Below are 17,293 nucleotides of genomic sequence, written 5' to 3'. Positions count from 1 at the left end.
TGCTGTATTCATTACAAGCGCTAGTTCTTTATATCTTTTAACGCTCGATAGGCATTTGCTTCTCCTGAACCAAATAAAGCGTCGTGTCCTTTTTTTCCATAGTCAAAAGCTGTTTGCTTAATACGGGCTGTTACTTGAGCAGGTTTGTATTCAGGGTGAGCCGCTTTAAGAACTCCTGCAATTCCAGCTACTTGAGGAGTGGCCATAGAAGTACCGGCGTTCAGCTCATAAGAAGTCCCTAAATAAGTGGGCCATGTACTTAGGATTAAATTGCTTGGATCAGCCGCTGCAGGATCATTGGTTTTAGCATATTTCTCTCCAAAATCCCCTCCTGGAGCCGCTACGTCAATGGCACTGTTTCCATAATTAGAATAGAAAGCAAGCTGCTGAGTTGACCATTTTGTGGAAGCCGACACATTAATCACTCCTGGCATTTGTGCCGGTACGACAGTTGCAGGCCCTTTAACACTTATTCCATATGGTTCATACATGTTATTTAAAAAGTCGTTTACTTCTTTTTTATTATCCAAATTCAAACTTTCATTCCCGCTACCGGCTACGACTGTTACGCCATTTCTTACAGCATACTGAATGGCTCTTTTCCAAAGCAGCGTTTCAGCGATTGATTTATAACTTTCTCCTTCAATAGTCATCTTGTTATTATTATAGAAACGAAGAGACATATTAATAACATCAACATCATCATTTGTTGCGGCAATAATTCCGTCTATAATCCAAGCTGGCAGCCCAAGAGCTTGCTCTGAGTACAGTACGCGATAAGAACGTATTCCGAGTTCCGGTCCCACTCCTTTTACTTTTCCATTGGCTCCAATGATTCCGGCAACATGCGTACCGTGTCCATTACGATCTTTTATATCCGCAGGATCCCCTGTTTCAGATTCATCCATTCCAGCAGGAACAAGATTACGTCCACCTAGTATATTATCTTTTAAATCAGGATGAGACTCATCAATACCCGTATCAATTACTCCTACCACTGCTTTATGAGTGGTACTACCATCTTTATTTTTATACCCGCCTGTTTCTACCTCATAAGATTTTCCGTCATTTGTCACTCGTTGAATATCCCACTGAGAGTCCCAATAATTCTCTGAATTCTGTGAGCTGCTAATACTAGATTGATAGTTATAAGGACTAACTGCTGTTTTGTCCAAGGTTAGAGGAATTTCTCTGTTAGCAGCTTCGATTGAAGAATTTCCTTTTAAATTGTTAAGAAAAGAAGCCTGTTCAGATTGAGCTTCTATTCCTCCCACTTCAGGAAGCGCTTTAGTCACTTTGCCACCAGCTTTTTGAATGATCTCTTGATAGTTGTCTGGCAATCCATTTTTAAAAGCAATTGCGTATGTGTTACTTATCTTTTGATCTTGACCCTTAGCTTGAGTAGGAACTCCACCAACGGAAAGTATTCCAGCTCCTACTGCAAGCGAAAGCACCGTATGTAGAATTTTCTTTTGCATATGTCTCCTCCTATATATGGAAATATTTATCATATACTATCTTATTACATACTCTTTTAAATTCCAAGTTTTTCTAATAGATTACGATTATTTAAAATATGACTGGGGTTATTTTTCACAAACAATAACCAAAATAAGGGTTTTTAAAAGGTTTTATAGCTCATTTATTACGTGAAAAAACCTTATTATTTGATGCATCAAATAATAAGGAGTAAAGTTTCTCTATAGTAAACGTTAAAAGAGAAAGGTTGAGTAAAATGTTAAAAGACGGTTATGTGAAAGAACTCTCCTTTTGGAGAGTTCTTTTTTACGAGTTTACTTCTTCCCCCATTGGAAGAACGACCTTGATAAAAGCTCCTCCAGTGTCCTTATTATCGGCCATGATACTTCCTCCATGGTTTTTAACAATGGAATGAGCAATATAAAGGCCTAGTCCCAAGTTTCCGTGGCCGCCTGTTCTTGACGTATCTTCTCTGTAAAACTTTTTAAATAACTGTTCTTTGTTCGATAACGCAAAGCCAGGACCCGTATCATGTATTTCAAAAATTATTTCTTTGTGATGAATCACGGTATTCCAAACTATTTCTCCTCTTTCAGGCGTGTAGCGGATACAGTTTGTGATGATATTATCTAACACTTGAGAAATGCGCTGAGGATCTCCATGAAATTGGATGGGTGCTTGTGATTCACTAACCGAAGATAAAAATGTAATCTCTTTTTTTTGACATAAAAGCTGAAGTTCGTCTGCTTTCTCATGAACAAATGTGTTAATATCGATAGGTTCTCGTTTTACAGTAAATCCCGGATTTTCTATGACCGAGACTTCTTGCAGCTGGTTTAATAGTTGAATAGACCGAAGTGTGTTCGTGTAAATGGTATGTAAATATCTATTGAGCCTCTCTGGGTCCTTTTTGCTCCCTTCTACTAAAATTTCTGTATGGCCATGAATAATAGTAAGAGGAGTCCTCAAATCATGAGCAATCGCAGCAGTCATCTCTTTCCGGTCTTCTTCTAGCTGCCATTGTTTAGATAGTGATTGCTTTAATTCTTTTCGCATTTCTTCAAATGCATGTAAGAGCTGACTTAATTCTTTTGCGTCTTGGGTCATTGACAGTGAAAAATCTAAATTATTATTTTGAATATTTTTTGCGGCTGTCATAAGCTCGTTAAAAGGTCTTTCTATTCTTCTACTAAATCGTCTTCCAAACAAATAAGCAAACAAATAAAAGTAAAGAAAAGGGCTGGCTAACGATAAAAACGTTACAAGCGCAACAATCCATTTAATATTTGGATTAGTAGAAGCCATATTTAATTGATACCTTAACGCAATTGCACCATTTACTTCGTCTTTTGAATTAAAAAGAGGATAAACCTTTATAATATATTTACCTGCATGTATATTTGTATTGACTTGAGAATAAAAATCACGTTTATTCTTAATGTATTGAGTAGCCATTGATCCATAAAGAATTTGCCCTTCTTTATTTATAACTTGATAATCCATTCCTTCTAGCGGAATAACAGATTCCACTTGTTTTTTAACACGTGTAGAAAGGAGCGTATCTTCTTTTTCTTTAACGAACTGAAGAATATCGGGAATTTGTTTTTCATAATAATTTGCTGGATTCAGTGCTCCGGGCATAAGAACCCAGTTTACTGTTATGACAATACCCCACGTTAAAAGCGTAGCAAGCAAGCTATACAGCAAGATCAAATGAAAAGATAAAACAAACTGAGCCTTTAACGTTGCTCGGTGCATCCATTTTTTTATTTTACCCATTTGTAGCCAATTCCCCAAACGGTCGAGATATAAGGTGTTGCGTCATATTTTAATAGTTTTGCTCTAATTTTCTTTACGTGTTCTGTAATGGTAGATGAATCCCCTTCCGCGTCGTAGCCCCAAACTTTTTCATACAGCTGCTCACGTGTGAAAACTTGCCCTGGATGAAGAGCCAAAAAGTGAATAATCTCGAATTCTCTCGAAGTAAACGGAATAACTTCATTGTTATGTAGAATTTGATATCCGTTTAAATCAATGGTTAGCTGTCCAAAATGAAGCCTGTTGTACGAATTATTGCTGATTCTCTGTTCTCGGCGCAGATGGGCATAAATTCGGGCTTTTAGTTCTTTCATGCTAAAAGGTTTAACTAAATAATCATCTCCACCCACTAATAGTCCTTTTACTCGATCTTGCTCCGTTTGTTTTGCACTTAAAAAGATGATAGGACATGATATGCTTTTTCGGATAAGTTCGCAAAGTTCAAAGCCGTCCATTCCAGGCATCATCACATCTAGGACAATTAAATCTGGATTTATTTTTAACTTTTTTAACGCCTCTTTCCCTTCGTAAGCAAACAAAACCTCGTATCCTTCATCATGCAGCGCATCTTTCATAAATGAAATAATGTCTTTTTCATCATCCACTAGTAAAATTTTTTTGTTCATCTCCAACTCATCCTATCCATTCTTTCTTTTTCCATACGAATAGGTTTATTATAAGGCTAATGAACAAAATTGGAAATAATAGGTTTACTAAAAATTCTGAGTTTGAGCTGCTTAATTCATGGAAAACAGAATCTGTTATGGAAAAAAAGAAGCTTAGTTTATCTGAAACATAGACACTTCCAATTAAAGCACCAATGGTTGCAACGTAAGATAAAATAGAGTTAGGCATTAGGACACTAATAATGCTGGCGATACTAATAACCGCTATGAAGATACAAAAACAAATGCCATAAAATTTTAGCGAATATAAAAATGCTTCTACAGTCCCTACAGTCTGTCCTCCCAAAAACGTTGTCTCGTTTACATGAGGCATAGCTACCTTGCCAAGGCATGTTCCCACTAGCCAAGTTATACAAAGAATAAGAAAAATCAGTAAACATTGAACTGTCCATTTCACGAAAAACAGCGTCAAACGATGATGTGATCGAATTAATACCATGCGTAGAGCTCCCGACGTGTACTCTCCATTAAAGCTATCTACAGTAAACATAGGAATGACAATAAACGTAATAACAAACGATAGCTCTCGAAGAAACAAAGGTGCCGAATTTAAGGAATCAATTTTCACAGCATGGTCTGCATCAAAAAAAGAAATGCCTCCCATTCGAAATAAAAAGAACCAAATAAAAACAAGTAACCCTGCGTACACGGCTAATACAACCGCTGTCTTTTTTCGTTTAAACGTTCGCTCTAATTCACTGATAAAAAGTCCTGTCATAATTTCTTCTCTCCTTTTTATAAAAATGATTCTTTTTTTCGAACAGCTAAAAACGTCAGGCTGCCAAAAAGTAAAATATAAAAACCTAAAACACCGAAATTCCAACCTACAAACTGCGGCTTTTCTGCCATCATTACTGTGATGCCTTGCCATTGAATCATTGGTACAGAAGTGAAAAACAGCTGTCCAAAGAGCTCTTGACTTATCCACTGCTTAAATCCTGTTAATAAAGTAGGATACGAAAACGAGATCAGTATAAAAGCAACACCAATTCCAACAGCCGTAGTGGTCGTTTTGCTGATGACAGAAATAAAAAACAAAACACAGCATATCGCAATAGTCGTTAAATAGGCATAACCGTAAAATGAAAGATTATATACGAATGCTTCTTTTGCGTTGAAAGCATGACTCTGGTAGAACACAGAGTATGTTTGAGGGTGTTCAAACATAAGAAAGCCTATCGCATAGCTCATGCAAAAATACGTAATAAAAAACAGTAAATTAAACAGCAGAAGCACTGCGGCTTTCGCTATGATGATTTCTTTAAAAGAATACGAGCGTATCATGACCATTCGTAGCTGTCCCGATCGGTACTCTCCGGTAACGACAAGCGTAATAAAAATTAAGAACATGGCATTAAAAACGGTGAATAACATTTCGGCTAAGCTCAGTACAGGAAAGTTTCCCGCAAACGTATACTGAGGTAAATCCACTGTAATTACTCCATTTTGTTTTTGGAGATAGGAAGAAGCGACTAACAGCACCACCGGCACTAATAGAAAGGCCAGCCACGTCACTTTTCTTTTCCAAAGTCTTTCCCACTCCGCTAGTAACAGCTCCTTCATTGTGACACCAGCTCTACAAACGCATCTTCAAGATTTTTACCAGAAGCCAGCTGATCCAAAGCCCCGTCCCACATTAGCTCTCCTTCTCTCATCACGACAATTTGATCACATACTCTTTGTAATTCATCTAGTAAATGGCTAGAGATAAGAATGGTTTTGTTATAGTCACGTTTTAAGGTAAAAAGCAGTTCGCGCAGTTCACGTACGCCCATTGGATCTAAGCCGTTGGCCGGTTCATCTAATATTAATAAGTCCGGGTTACCTATTAGTGCTTGAGCAATGCCAAGTCTTTGCTTCATCCCAAGAGAATACGTTCGAACTTTATCGTTTTCTCTGCCGGTTAATCCCACAATTTCAAGCACTTCTTTTACTCTTTGTTGCCTTTCTTGTTTTGTGCGAAATGAATGCAGGCGAGCTAAATTTGTTAGATTTTCTTTTCCCGTCATATAAGGAAAAAAGATAGGAGACTCCACAATTGCGCCAACGCTTTGCAACGCTTCTTTTCTTTGTGAAAGAATCGTTTTGTTATTAATGAAAATATCTCCCTCAGTTGGCTTAATTAACCCCGTCAACAAACGAATTAATGTTGTTTTACCAGCACCGTTTGGCCCTAATAGTCCGCATATTTCTCCTTCGTTAATTTGAAAAGATACTTCTTTTACTAAGTGACGACGCTTTACTTTTTTAGAAACACTCTTTACATCTAAAATGATATTATTCATATAAATCCCTCCTACACGTAGTATAGAAGGGATTTATAAAGAATTTATAAAGTTTATAAAAATTATCTTACAGGCTTTTTAGCGATGATAAAGGATGCAATCGCGAACAAAAGTAAACATACGGATAAGAACAAATAGCCAGCACCTTCAAAACCTCTTACTTCTACATAACCAATATAAAAAAGAACAACGGCAGCGATAACAGTTAACATTGAAGGAAGCATTCTAATGACCTTGTTCCATTTCATCCTTCTGAACAGCCAAGTTAATACGAGTACAAATACACCTGGTAGCAGTGCAATAAGTAAAGGCCCACCAATCATCATAATCTATCAACCTTTCAAGATATCTGTTATTAATCAACGTATAGAGAAAGATACTTAGATACTGTGTTTAATTTAGCTTTTTCTTCCCCTTTCCGTAAATCAACACTTGATAAGAATCATCTTTCACCTTATTTTTCATTTCTTTTGTTTCAAGAAATTCATTAATCATTTCTTCAAGTTCACTCGCAAATTTTTTATTGTCCTCGGAAATGCTTAATGAAGTGTAGATAAGCACTTGTGGTTCAGGATGAACAGAATAGCCTACCATCTTTACATGATACTTCTCTTTTCCTAATAAATCTTCACCGACATCAGTAACAATATTTCCCCATCGACCGTCTTGATCACGTTTCTTAAGGTTTATTTTCTTTATTTTTATTGAAGCATTCTCTGTCTTATTTTCAGCCAGAACAGCATGAATAACGGCTTTTATTTCTTCCACTCTCTTTTCTGTATTAGGAATTTCCAGCTCTACTCTTGGTGGAGAGTCAAAACTAACGTTAGCTAATAAAAATTTGTATTGATGCTTCTCCAATTCTGTAGAAATATCAGTTTGAATTTTTTCAATTTTTTTCTCTTGCGCATTCGGCTCTGTATATACATAGGGTTCCATTCTTTCAATCTTAAAAGTATAGGCATCATATTGCCTTTTGGATAAAATTTTGCTTGCAATATCAGTTATATCTTCTCGTACCTTATTAAAATACTTCTCCGATCCTTCTACCGATACAACTAATTCTTTTTTTCCTCCATAATAGGTCTGCCCCACACTAGCCGTTTTATATCCCTTTTTCTCAAGCTCTTGATACAATACATCGGATACAGGCTTTTGCTTAAAAAGCTGTCCTAAATAAGGGATTTTAGCAGCTACTTGCGCCATTGCTGGAGAAACAAATGCTAAACTAATGAATGCACCGCTCAAAATAAAAAGTGCAATACCACAATATACAACATTTCTTAGAAGACGATTTTGTTTTATAGAAAATAGATTTCCTTTATATTTCACTGGTTGTGCAGATTCTAATTGATTAATTGTTTCTAAAAGCCTTTGTTTATGTTTTTGCTTCCTCGTTGGTTTCCAAATCAACTCCTCATTCAATTTTTCTAGTGAACTGTCATCTATATAAGAATTAAACGGTTTCTTCATATACATATCCATCCTTTACTAACTGCTTTCTTAAAGCAGGAATTGCCCTGAACTGCGCTGATTTCACTTTGCTTTCAGACCAGCCTAAAATAGTAGCTGTATCTTTAACGGAAAAACCTTGAACTTTGCGCAGCAAAATAACTTTACGATGTGAATCTTTTAGCTTTCCTAACGCTTGATACAGTTCTAGAGAGGTTTCTTTAAGCTCAATCATTTCTTGAGGTAAACGATCCTGATCCTTTTTCGAAAGAAGAAAGTCTTTTAAAAGACTAGTAGGCTTCTGTTTTCTAAAATAATCGATCGTTACATTATGAGCAATACGAAATAACCACGTCTTTTCACTAGAGTTTTGCTGAAATAAATCATAGGAAAGATAGGCTTTTACGAATGTTTCATGGGTCAAATCTTCAGCTTGCTGATAATCTTTTACGAGCATCAAAATAAATTTTAATAAAGCGTCACTATGTTCGTCATACCAACGCTCAATCTCTTCTTTTTTCGTATTTTCCAATGTCCTGACCATCCTTTTAACTAATATTCGTTACTTAGACGTAATCTAGAAAAAAAAGTTGTGGTTTTTATTTACAAAAATAAAAAAGCTCTCCTAATTAAGAAAGCTTTTACTATCACAATCTATAAAATGATTATTTAAAAAGCAGCTTACTGCTCAGAAATTCCATTCGCAATCATCAATAAAATCATCACGCCAGAAAGCAAAACAAAAAAGATACTGTTAGCTATAATGCTAAACCATACAACGCTCGGCTTCTTCGTTCGGACTCCTAAAACTAATGCAACAATAAAACCAACGTCTATCGCAAAAAACAGCCACAGCGGAATGGTCAAATCACCCCTTCTACTTGGGAAAGTTGAATTTTGCGGAAATAGCCAATCCGCAAAAAACACAACAACCGCAGCCGCTAGCAAAATAACCGTTAATAAAATTGGTTTATTTTCTTTTGGAATACTCATTTCAAATACCTCCTAACTAAAGAAAATAATACCATATATTACTAAGTTAAAATACACAGATTACAAAGTCTCAACATCAAAAAGAAAAAGAGGACCTAGATTTTTCTACGTCCTCTTTATTATTCATTTGGTACATACTCTAAAATGTCACCTGGTTGATACTCTTAGACATAACTCATTCTAAATATTCTTCCGCTAAAGTACGATTTAAATAACGAGCCATACCAGTTTTCATTTTACGAAACCCTGCTTTTCTATAAAACTCTTCATTGCCTGCTGTGGAAACAAGATGTATGCAGGAAATATCTTTAAGCTGAGTAAGCAGGTTTCTTATAATTTGCTGTCCGATTCCTTTATTCTGATAATGCTCTTCAACCACAACATCATAGATGGCAGCATTAAAAACACCGTCTGAAAGAGCTCTGCCAAACCCTACTATGTTATCTTCTTCATAAGCGATCGCTACTGCATGGCTTGATTGAAATACTTTTTTGATCTTTTCTTCATCATGTTTCTTCCACCCTACGGAGTGGTAAATTTCTTTCATCCTCGACCATTCAACATTTTCTATACAATTTGAAAGGGAAATCTTCATAGAACCTACTCCTTTTATTTTTATATAAACTATTTCGGTCTTTAAAATACAAGTCCTTGGTGTATCATCCATTTATCTTTCAAATCATGACGAGTATTCAGGCTATAAAAAACATATATTCAATATATAAAAGTAGATTCTAAAAGAAGGTACATTTAATCAAAATATAGACAAAAATAAAAGTTCAAATCCTATACGATTTGAACCTAAGATAAATACTCGATTTATAGACTGCCTAAAAAGCTAATAAACTTTTTAAGACTTTGCGAGCGCTGCTTTCCTTTCTTTACCACAAAATCAATTTGAACGTCTTCTGAAAGCTCTTGATATTGAATGCTTTGCATATCACTACGAGAATTTACTATACTAGCTGGCACTACACTCATTCCAAGTCCATCACGGACACCTTGTAAAATAGCTTCTAATGAATCAAATTCCATGATATTTCCCTTGTTTATGTGATGTTCTCTAGAAAACGCTAATAGTCTGTTTCTATAGATGCAGTTCACATCACTATTGATGAGTAGCGTTGGTTGATCGTTTTCTTCTCTATCTTCATATGGAGGTAAAATGAGTACCATCTTTTCTACATAGTGATAAACCGAATCAAACTGCGCCTCGTTATAAGTTCCGCTAAGAAAAAGTCCATCAATTTCTCCGTACGAAAGCATTTCTTGTAAAGCTTGTTTTCTATCTGTTTTTATCTTAACCTCAATATTTTGATATTCTTTAAGAAAAGACGAAAATAAAGAAGGAACTTTAATAGCAGAGACCGTCTGCGAAGCACCAATGATTAAAGATTTTCTAAACTTATTTGGATTAACTTCTGCTTTAGCTTCGTCCATTAAACGTAAAATACGCTGGGCATAGTTAAACAAAGCCTCCCCTTCATCTGTTAACGTGACGCCTCTATTCGTACGTGTCAATAATTTAGTACCTAACTCTTCCTCTAAGTTTTTCATTCGCTGGCTGATGTGCGGCTGAACATATCCTAATACCTCTGCAGCTTTTGAGAGTGATTTTGTTTCTGCAACACATTTAAAAATTCGTAAGTCTGGGCTTTCCAATTTCAATTCCTCCGTTGATATCATTTTAAATGATACCTCTCTTAGTATTACCTATTATATCCTTTTTTTGATGGAATATATAATAAAAGATGTTAAGAGAAAGGAAGGTTTAGAGAAATGAATGATTTTACAAATAAAGTATTTATTATTACCGGCGGCGGCACTGGTGTTGGTAAAGCAACAACTTTAAAGTTAGCCGATAGAGGCGCAAAACTTGTTATAAACTACAGTAAATCAGAAAAAGAAGCAAAAAATGTTGTTGAGGAAATTTTAGAAAAAGGAAGCATTGCATTTGCTTTTAAAGCGAATGTAGCCATAGAGCATGAAGTTAATGAAATGATCAATCAAACGATTGCACAATTCGGACGGTTAGATGGATTAGTTAATAACGCTAGTATTACAGCTCAAATTCCTATGGATGACTTAGAGGCTGCAACTGATGACGTATGGGACTCGTTATATGATGTAAACGTAAAAGGCATGTTTCACTGTGTAAAAGCAGTCGTTCCACATATGAAAAAGCAAAAGTCAGGAGCGATTGTTAATGTAGGAAGTGTTGCGGGTACAACTGGAATCGGGTCATCTATTCCCTATGCAGCAAGTAAAGCAGCGATTCATACGATGACTAAGTCGTTAGCAATTGCATTGGCACCCGATATTCGTGTAAACTGCATCTCTCCTGGTGCAGTCAACACAAGATGGTGGTCTGGCAACGAAGATAAGATGTATCAGCTTGCAGGAAATTTACCTCTTCAGCGCATTTCTTCCCCTGAAGATATTGCAGATGCTATTTTGTTTCAGCTAAAGCAAGAATCTGTGACGGGCCAAGTGTTCACGATTGATAGCGGACAAACTCTTTAATATCACACGTAGCATACGTGAATATTCCTAAAAAACAAACCCCACTACTAGCAAGAAACAGTAGTGGGGTTACGATGTATAAACTTAGCTTCTAACAAGCACTATGCTACTCATTTAATCGCTCTTTCCCAAGTGAAAATCCTTCAAATAGCCGGCCTCCATATGGTTCTAACACTTTATCAACTAGTTGAATCACTTTATCTTTATTCCTTGTTTTATAAAAGGTATCAAATGCCTCTACAAACTCTTTACTGAAGCTTTCATTATAGTGATTCAAAGATCGTACAATCCATTTAGAATCCCCAATCCAGTGACCATTTGTTCTTAAAACAAATTCATGCGTTATGTAAGCGAGCGTGCTGGCAATAAAAAGTGCTTCACTTTTATTTGAAGAACCAATTAAATCATCCAAGGCATCACTTATAAAATATCTTTTTAGTGTAATCGTCTCTTCTGTCCATTTTTCCGGGCCTTTTTCTAGTAATTGTTTCGCTTCTTTTTTTATAGACTGGACAATCCCATTATCCACTAAAATAATTCCCTCGGAAATCATTCTCGGCAGTGAAGGTCTAGCCCTTTCGAAGTCGCTTTTAAAAAAAGCTTGGTATGAAGTCAGATTATGGGCAAAAACCTCTATTGCCCATCCAAATTCAATGAGTGACTCTCTAAAAGAAGAAGTAAGACTATCATCAAAAATAACAAGATCAAGATCAGACGTGTGCGTAGCTTCTCCTCTAATCACGCTCCCGGCGAGTAATGCGCCTGGACAATTAGGATAATGGGTGAAAATAAATTGTTTAGCTGCTTGTAGTGGCTCTACTCTTTTTAGCTCTTTCATCGTATTCCTCCAGAAAATGATATATATTATTTTTCTGGTTAGAACGTAGAAATTCCTTTTAAAAATAGACTTGAATGAATATGTGATTTATAAGAAATTTCAGAATTTAATCCCCGTTAAAATGTAAATGCGGTTTATGACCACCAACAACTTTTTAATGGCTAACAGCTTAACGAGTTATAGAAGAAGGTTTTATTTCCCTAATTGTTTTTACGATAAACACAGGGACAGGCAGCAGGCTGAGCTTTCCTAATGACGTAATGATGCGAATATACTTCATTTCACCTTCCACATCAATTTCATCTCCTATATTCCAAGATTCCATGGCTTTTTGACTAAGAACAGGAATGATCTTCAGCACATCGCCATCAAACTGGATGTTATCTTTCACCTCCAAAAAAGAGAGGTGATCCATTCTTTTATAGTGATGCTTTGGATATGTCCTTTTTTTGAATACCGTTCCCGTAATCCTCACTAAAGCCACCTTCTCTTTTCTATCAGGTTATTAATTCCACTTTGCTGTAAACAAGAGAAGGCAAAAATGACTGTTTCTCTTGTTTACTTCTCAGCAGAAAACGTCATAGCATAGCGCTTGAATCATACTATTTAATTCTTAAGTTTCGCAGCTGAGCCTTCAAGCTGTATAAAATTTTTCACTGTAGATTTACTTCCGCAAGACTCGCGTACGATTAGTTCATCTTTTAATACAAACTTTTTTCGTTCTAACGCTTTTCCGCTCATTAATCCAAGTAATAATTCCATCGCTTTTTTTCCAATTTCATATTTAGGCTGCTCAATCGTTGTAATATGAGGTTCAATGATATCCGACATTTTTGAGTTATCAAACCCTACTACAGCTATATCTTCAGGCACTTTTAACCCGCTGTCTTTTGCAGCTTTTATCGCTCCTATCGCCATTTCATCATTAAAAACAAATACGGAAGTTGGTCGTTGTTCTAACGATAATAAGCGAATCATTTGATGATAACCGGACTCTAAGCTGAAATCTCCTTCTTGAATAAAAGCGGAATCCACGGGTAAATCGTGACTAATCATAGCTTGGCGGTACCCTTTTAATCGGTCACGGCTTAAGATAACATTCATAGGACCAGTGATATGCGCGATTTTGGTATGCCCAAGGCTTATTAAATGCTCCGTTATTTTTCGCGCCCCGCTAATATTATCAATAGATACGGTAGAGATATCTAAGCCATCAATGTATTCGCATGCAAGAACCGTAGGGAACTGTCTGGAGACTTGTTCAATTCTATCTTTATCCATGCGGGCTGTTAACAGGATCATGCCGTCCGCTTGCTTTTGGAATAATAAATCAACAAACTCTCCTTCTCGCTCAATATCGTTTTCTGTATCTCCTAAAATCACTCGGTAGCCGCTTTTAATGGCCGTATGCTGAATTCCTTTAAGAACTTCCGAAAAAAACGGGTGGGTAATATCCGGAACAACTACTAAAATGGTTTTTGTTTCTTTTTTCCTGAACTGTCTAGCGATAATATGGGGCTGATAATTTAATTCTTCAATGGCCTTTAAGACTTTTTCCTGCGTTTCTTTGCTTACTAGGTGGGGCTGACTAAGAACTCGCGAGACAGTAGCTGGAGCTACATTAGCTAGTTTGGCCACATCACTCATTTTAACTGACATACGTTCACTCACCTTTATCTGTAGTAATTAACATTTTATAATGAAAAGTTCTATCCGTTTTGCATCCATCTCTATTATACCTTACTAGCATAATAAAGCCTCTCTTTATCATCATGATGGGGGTCTGAATAGAACAATTAAGACTATTTTAAACTAGCTATGCCCACAAGTTCTGATCTTATTTCAAGCATAAACCATGAAAAGTGATGCAAAACATATCTTTTTATGTTTCGCATCACTTCAGTCGATCACGTTAAATGTTTAGGCCTTCTTTAATATTTAATCCTTCTCTAATCGACTTTAACGTTACTTCGTTTGACCATTCTGGTCGATCAGGGTAGGCAAATACAGAGTTTGTTACGATGCCATCAAATTTAATTTCTCTTAACTTGCGATACAATGCATCAAAATCAATTTCTCCTTCACCAGGATTTAAATGCTGGTGAATCGTTACATTCGCATCAGGCGGATTTACAATATAGCGCAGTCCAAACGCTGCTTTATGGTTAAGCGTATCGGCTATTAGAACGTGTGCAAGCAAATCACCTGCTTCATCGATATGCTTCGCTACATCACCAATGCCATCGTCATAAAAGAAAGCATGAGGGACAGAATAAACTAATTTAATCCAGTCTTTATCCAGCGCACGAATCATTGCAATAGCTTCTGTGTTTAATTCGATAAAATCATTTGGATGCGATTGTAGGTTAAGCTTAATTCCTTCTCTTTCAAAAATCGGCATCAGCTCTTCCATTGATTTAACAAAAGCCGCTTCGCTTTCAACAGGTCGGCTCTTGTCACCGCTGAATTCACTGTTCATTAAATCTACTTCCAGCTCAGAAGTAATTTCGATGGTACGCTTCCAGTTCCTTACTGCCGCTTCACGTTCCTGCTCATTTGGTGAAGACCACTGCTGTACCGGAAGCACAGAAGAAATTTTCACACCAGCATCGGCACAATATCTTTTTAAGTCTTTTATACGCTGTTTATCAACTTTTGGGTATTCATAAAACCAAATAAAATCTTTGCGCGGAGATAACTCTACGTATTCATAACCTAATCTTGCAACTGTATCAATCGTATCTTTTAAACTTGTATTATCACGGTAATGTGACGGATCATATGCTAAACGCAATTTAAAGCTCCCCTTTCTTTTATGCACACTAGACGTGCCCATCCCCCAGTATTTTAATGTGATCTATGAGTAAGCTGTTTCATAAACAGAGCGTTCTTACGCTTACATTTTGCCTGCTGCGCTTAATGTTTTATGATAGAAATCAGGACGTTCGCCTAAAGAAATAGGAACAATGTTTCCTGATTTTTTCGCTTCTAAGCAAGCATCTGAAGTAACGGCCGCAACGTAACCATCCCATGCTGTTGGTCCATTCACTTCGCCTTTAAGCGTTGAATTAATCCAGTCTTGAAGTTCAGTATCATAAGAGTCGATGAATCGATCTTTCCAATCTACTAAAATTTCAGTAGATTTCTTTGCTTCGCTGCGTAAAACGACGCTTGAAGGTTCAGGTAAGTTGGCAATTCCTGCTTCTCCTACTACTTGACATTGAATATCATAGCCGTACTGGCAGTTTACAAAGACCTCAGCATCAATTCGAACGCCTTGCTTCGTTTCGAGTAGCACCATGATTGGATCTTGCAGATGTTCAAGTGCCTTGCTCGTTTTTCTCGGTGCCACGATTTGAACAGATACATAATCGTCATTTAATAACCAGCGCAAAACGTCAATTTCGTGGATGAATGTATCAACGATTGACATATCACCTGTATATGTATCAGGTACCGTAGGGTTTCTGTGTGCGCAGTGAACCATTAATGCTTCACCAATTTGCCCGCTTTCAATCACTTTCTTTAAAGCACGATACCCTGTATCATAGCGGCGCATATAGCCGACTTGCACCAATGGCTTGCCGTGTGTAATCTCAGCGTCAACGATTCTTTTGCAGCCTTCTGCTGTTGTAGCAAGCGGCTTTTCGCAAAATACAGGTTTTCCAGCTTGAATCGCTGTTAGCACAAACTCTTCATGCGTCGGTCCCCAAGAAGTAACAACAACTGCATCTACACCTTCTGACTTAATTAACTCATGTCCGTCGTCATAAATAACGGCATCTAAGTTTTGATTTTTTACAACTGCTTTTGCTTGTTCTTGATTTACATCCGTAACCGCAACAATTTTGCCGCCTGATAATGTATTTGTAATTCTTCTAATATGATCTTGTCCGATTGCTCCCGTTCCAATAACGCCAATTTTTAACACCATAATCTATGGCCTCCTTTAATATCTGAACTTAAATAATAGTGCTTAAAAATAGAAATAAATGCTTACTGCCATACGTTTTATTTTGCTTTAAACATTTTATATGACGCTGTTTTTTTGTCCCATGCCGCTGCAAAAACGGTAGCGGTTAACCCTAATGCTGCTGCAAAAAAGAAGCCTGCTTTAAGTCCCACCCAAGAATTTAATATTCCTGCAGCAAAAGGACCTCCGAATATTCCTAACGCATACAGCGCTTGGTAGCCTCCCATCGCCGTAGCTCTCTTTTCTACAGCTATTTTTTCAATAGACATTCCTAACATAAGAGGAAACACTAATCCTAATGAAAACCCGTTCAAACTTTGAATGACACAAAGCAAGATTTTATTTTCTGTCATAGGTATCATACAGGTAAAAAATGCAGCCAGAAAAAATGCCGCCTTCAAGATCGTCCATTTTCCAAATCGCCAAACAAATAGCTTCTCCATAATAAGAGAAGCAGCTGCATGAGGGATCATAAAGGAAAAGACAATCAAACTCAGCTCACTCTCTTTAAATCCTGCGCTTAATGCGTACGTAGGAGTAAAACCAAACATGGTAGTGAAAATAACGCTGTGTGCTAAAATAGACAGCAGCGAAATTTTTAATAGCGACGGCTCTTTCATTACGCTGATTAATTCCTTAAGCTTTATAGGCGAGCGGCTTACGCTCTCTTTAGGTTCGTAAATGAAAAAGGAAAGAACGGCGCCTATTATACTCAAAATCGTCCCTATCCAAAACGGAGCGTGCCATCCCCACTCACTTACAATGTAACCGCTTAAACTCATGCCCAAAAGCTGGGCCAAAACCACTATAAACGAAATAATGTTCATAGCACGAGTTGTTTTTTCACGTTCAAAGTAGCTTGAATATAAAATCGTAAAGGCAACCCACGTTGCCGCTGCCAATCCAGCCAAACAGCGTGATATAAACACGCCTATTAAGCTATCGGTCAACGAAAATAGAAGGCAGCTTGACATGCTGGCTACCATGCCGAAGATAACAAACGGTTTTCTCATTTTCACGAAGTCTGAAAAGATCCCGAGCGGAAGGCGACATAATAGCTGCATGAGTCCATAGCTGCTTAACACTAAACCAATAAAGGCATACTTGCCTCCTAGCCCTTCCATATAAGGAGACAAAATAGGTACGTAAATAAACTGCGAGAACCAAAAGATAAACGAAACAGCTGCAAAAAGATACTTATCTTTGACGCTACTTATAGCACTCAACTAATCACTTCCATTTTGTT

Annotated in this window: 19 protein-coding genes; 1 reads left to right on the top strand and 18 read right to left on the bottom strand. The window is 36.9% G+C overall.

Annotated features, from left to right (window positions below):
* Nucleotides 1-20 precede the first annotated feature (20 nt).
* The 12 genes from M3225_RS07230 to M3225_RS07175 all read right to left on the bottom strand — a co-directional run bounded on the left by M3225_RS07230 (nt 21) and on the right by M3225_RS07175 (nt 10,375).
* A complete protein-coding gene (locus M3225_RS07230; RefSeq protein WP_251392082.1) occupies nt 21-1,478 on the bottom strand; it encodes a S8 family serine peptidase in 1,458 nt (485 codons plus the stop codon).
* A gap of 307 nt (nt 1,479-1,785) precedes the next feature.
* Nucleotides 1,786-3,258 (bottom strand): sensor histidine kinase, encoded by a 1,473-nt coding sequence (locus M3225_RS07225; protein WP_251392080.1) that lies wholly within the window; start codon nt 3,256-3,258, stop codon nt 1,786-1,788.
* Nucleotides 3,246-3,923, bottom strand: coding sequence for a response regulator transcription factor (locus M3225_RS07220; RefSeq protein WP_251392078.1), 678 nt, complete (start codon nt 3,921-3,923; stop codon nt 3,246-3,248). Before M3225_RS07220 ends, M3225_RS07225 begins: the two co-directional genes overlap by 13 nt.
* Nucleotides 3,924-3,930: 7 nt before the next feature.
* Nucleotides 3,931-4,701, bottom strand: a complete 771-nt coding sequence (locus tag M3225_RS07215) for an ABC transporter permease subunit (RefSeq protein ID WP_251392077.1) — start codon at nt 4,699-4,701, stop codon at nt 3,931-3,933.
* A 17-nt stretch (nt 4,702-4,718) separates the two neighbouring features.
* The gene (locus M3225_RS07210) at nt 4,719-5,546 is read right to left on the bottom strand and encodes an ABC transporter permease (RefSeq protein WP_251392076.1); all 828 of its coding nucleotides are present in this window, start codon (nt 5,544-5,546) and stop codon (nt 4,719-4,721) included.
* Nucleotides 5,543-6,268, bottom strand: coding sequence for an ABC transporter ATP-binding protein (locus M3225_RS07205; RefSeq protein WP_251392075.1), 726 nt, complete (start codon nt 6,266-6,268; stop codon nt 5,543-5,545). The genes M3225_RS07210 and M3225_RS07205 overlap by 4 nt, the downstream gene beginning before the upstream one ends.
* A 62-nt stretch (nt 6,269-6,330) precedes the next feature.
* The gene (locus tag M3225_RS07200) at nt 6,331-6,594 is read right to left on the bottom strand and encodes a YesK family protein (RefSeq protein WP_251392074.1); all 264 of its coding nucleotides are present in this window, start codon (nt 6,592-6,594) and stop codon (nt 6,331-6,333) included.
* Nucleotides 6,595-6,661: 67 nt separating this feature from the next.
* Nucleotides 6,662-7,741, bottom strand: a complete 1,080-nt coding sequence (locus M3225_RS07195; protein ID WP_251392073.1) for a DUF4030 domain-containing protein — start codon at nt 7,739-7,741, stop codon at nt 6,662-6,664.
* The gene (locus tag M3225_RS07190; RefSeq protein WP_251392072.1) at nt 7,725-8,252 is read right to left on the bottom strand and encodes an RNA polymerase sigma factor; all 528 of its coding nucleotides are present in this window, start codon (nt 8,250-8,252) and stop codon (nt 7,725-7,727) included. The genes M3225_RS07195 and M3225_RS07190 overlap by 17 nt, the downstream gene beginning before the upstream one ends.
* Before the next feature lie 149 nt (nt 8,253-8,401).
* On the bottom strand, nt 8,402-8,713 hold the full coding sequence (locus M3225_RS07185; RefSeq protein ID WP_251392071.1) for a hypothetical protein: 312 nt from the start codon (nt 8,711-8,713) through the stop codon (nt 8,402-8,404).
* A 175-nt stretch (nt 8,714-8,888) separates the two neighbouring features.
* Complete coding sequence (locus M3225_RS07180) at nt 8,889-9,308, bottom strand: GNAT family N-acetyltransferase (protein WP_251392069.1); 420 nt, start codon at nt 9,306-9,308, stop codon at nt 8,889-8,891.
* Between the two features lie 224 nt (nt 9,309-9,532).
* On the bottom strand, nt 9,533-10,375 hold the full coding sequence (locus M3225_RS07175; protein WP_251392068.1) for a LysR family transcriptional regulator: 843 nt from the start codon (nt 10,373-10,375) through the stop codon (nt 9,533-9,535).
* 117 nt (nt 10,376-10,492) lie between these two features.
* Between M3225_RS07175 and M3225_RS07170 the strand changes: the two genes are divergently transcribed.
* Nucleotides 10,493-11,236: an SDR family NAD(P)-dependent oxidoreductase gene (locus M3225_RS07170; protein WP_251392066.1), complete on the top strand. Its 744-nt coding sequence runs from the start codon at nt 10,493-10,495 to the stop codon at nt 11,234-11,236.
* 106 nt (nt 11,237-11,342) lie between these two features.
* Here the strand turns inward: M3225_RS07170 and M3225_RS07165 are convergent, their stop codons facing one another.
* The 6 genes from M3225_RS07165 to M3225_RS07140 form a co-directional block, all read right to left on the bottom strand.
* The gene (locus M3225_RS07165) at nt 11,343-12,074 is read right to left on the bottom strand and encodes a nucleotidyltransferase domain-containing protein (RefSeq protein WP_251392064.1); all 732 of its coding nucleotides are present in this window, start codon (nt 12,072-12,074) and stop codon (nt 11,343-11,345) included.
* A 169-nt stretch (nt 12,075-12,243) separates the two neighbouring features.
* Nucleotides 12,244-12,549 carry a hypothetical protein gene (locus M3225_RS07160; RefSeq protein WP_251392062.1) on the bottom strand — a complete coding sequence of 102 codons (306 nt, stop codon included), beginning with the start codon at nt 12,547-12,549 and terminating at the stop codon, nt 12,244-12,246.
* Between the two features lie 131 nt (nt 12,550-12,680).
* Nucleotides 12,681-13,733, bottom strand: coding sequence for a LacI family DNA-binding transcriptional regulator (locus M3225_RS07155; protein ID WP_251392061.1), 1,053 nt, complete (start codon nt 13,731-13,733; stop codon nt 12,681-12,683).
* 253 nt (nt 13,734-13,986) lie between these two features.
* The gene (locus M3225_RS07150) at nt 13,987-14,868 is read right to left on the bottom strand and encodes a sugar phosphate isomerase/epimerase family protein (RefSeq protein ID WP_251392060.1); all 882 of its coding nucleotides are present in this window, start codon (nt 14,866-14,868) and stop codon (nt 13,987-13,989) included.
* Between the two features lie 102 nt (nt 14,869-14,970).
* Nucleotides 14,971-16,008, bottom strand: a complete 1,038-nt coding sequence (locus tag M3225_RS07145) for a Gfo/Idh/MocA family protein (protein WP_251392059.1) — start codon at nt 16,006-16,008, stop codon at nt 14,971-14,973.
* Nucleotides 16,009-16,085: 77 nt separating this feature from the next.
* On the bottom strand, nt 16,086-17,273 hold the full coding sequence (locus tag M3225_RS07140) for an MFS transporter (RefSeq protein ID WP_251392058.1): 1,188 nt from the start codon (nt 17,271-17,273) through the stop codon (nt 16,086-16,088).
* Nucleotides 17,274-17,293 lie beyond the last annotated feature (20 nt).

It is taken from the genome of Priestia aryabhattai (assembly GCF_023715685.1).
In the GTDB taxonomy this organism is placed as follows: Bacteria; Bacillota; Bacilli; order Bacillales; family Bacillaceae_H; genus Priestia; species Priestia aryabhattai_B.
The sequence above is the reverse complement of the archived record's forward strand: the minus strand, read 5'-3'. Positions and strand labels throughout refer to the sequence as shown.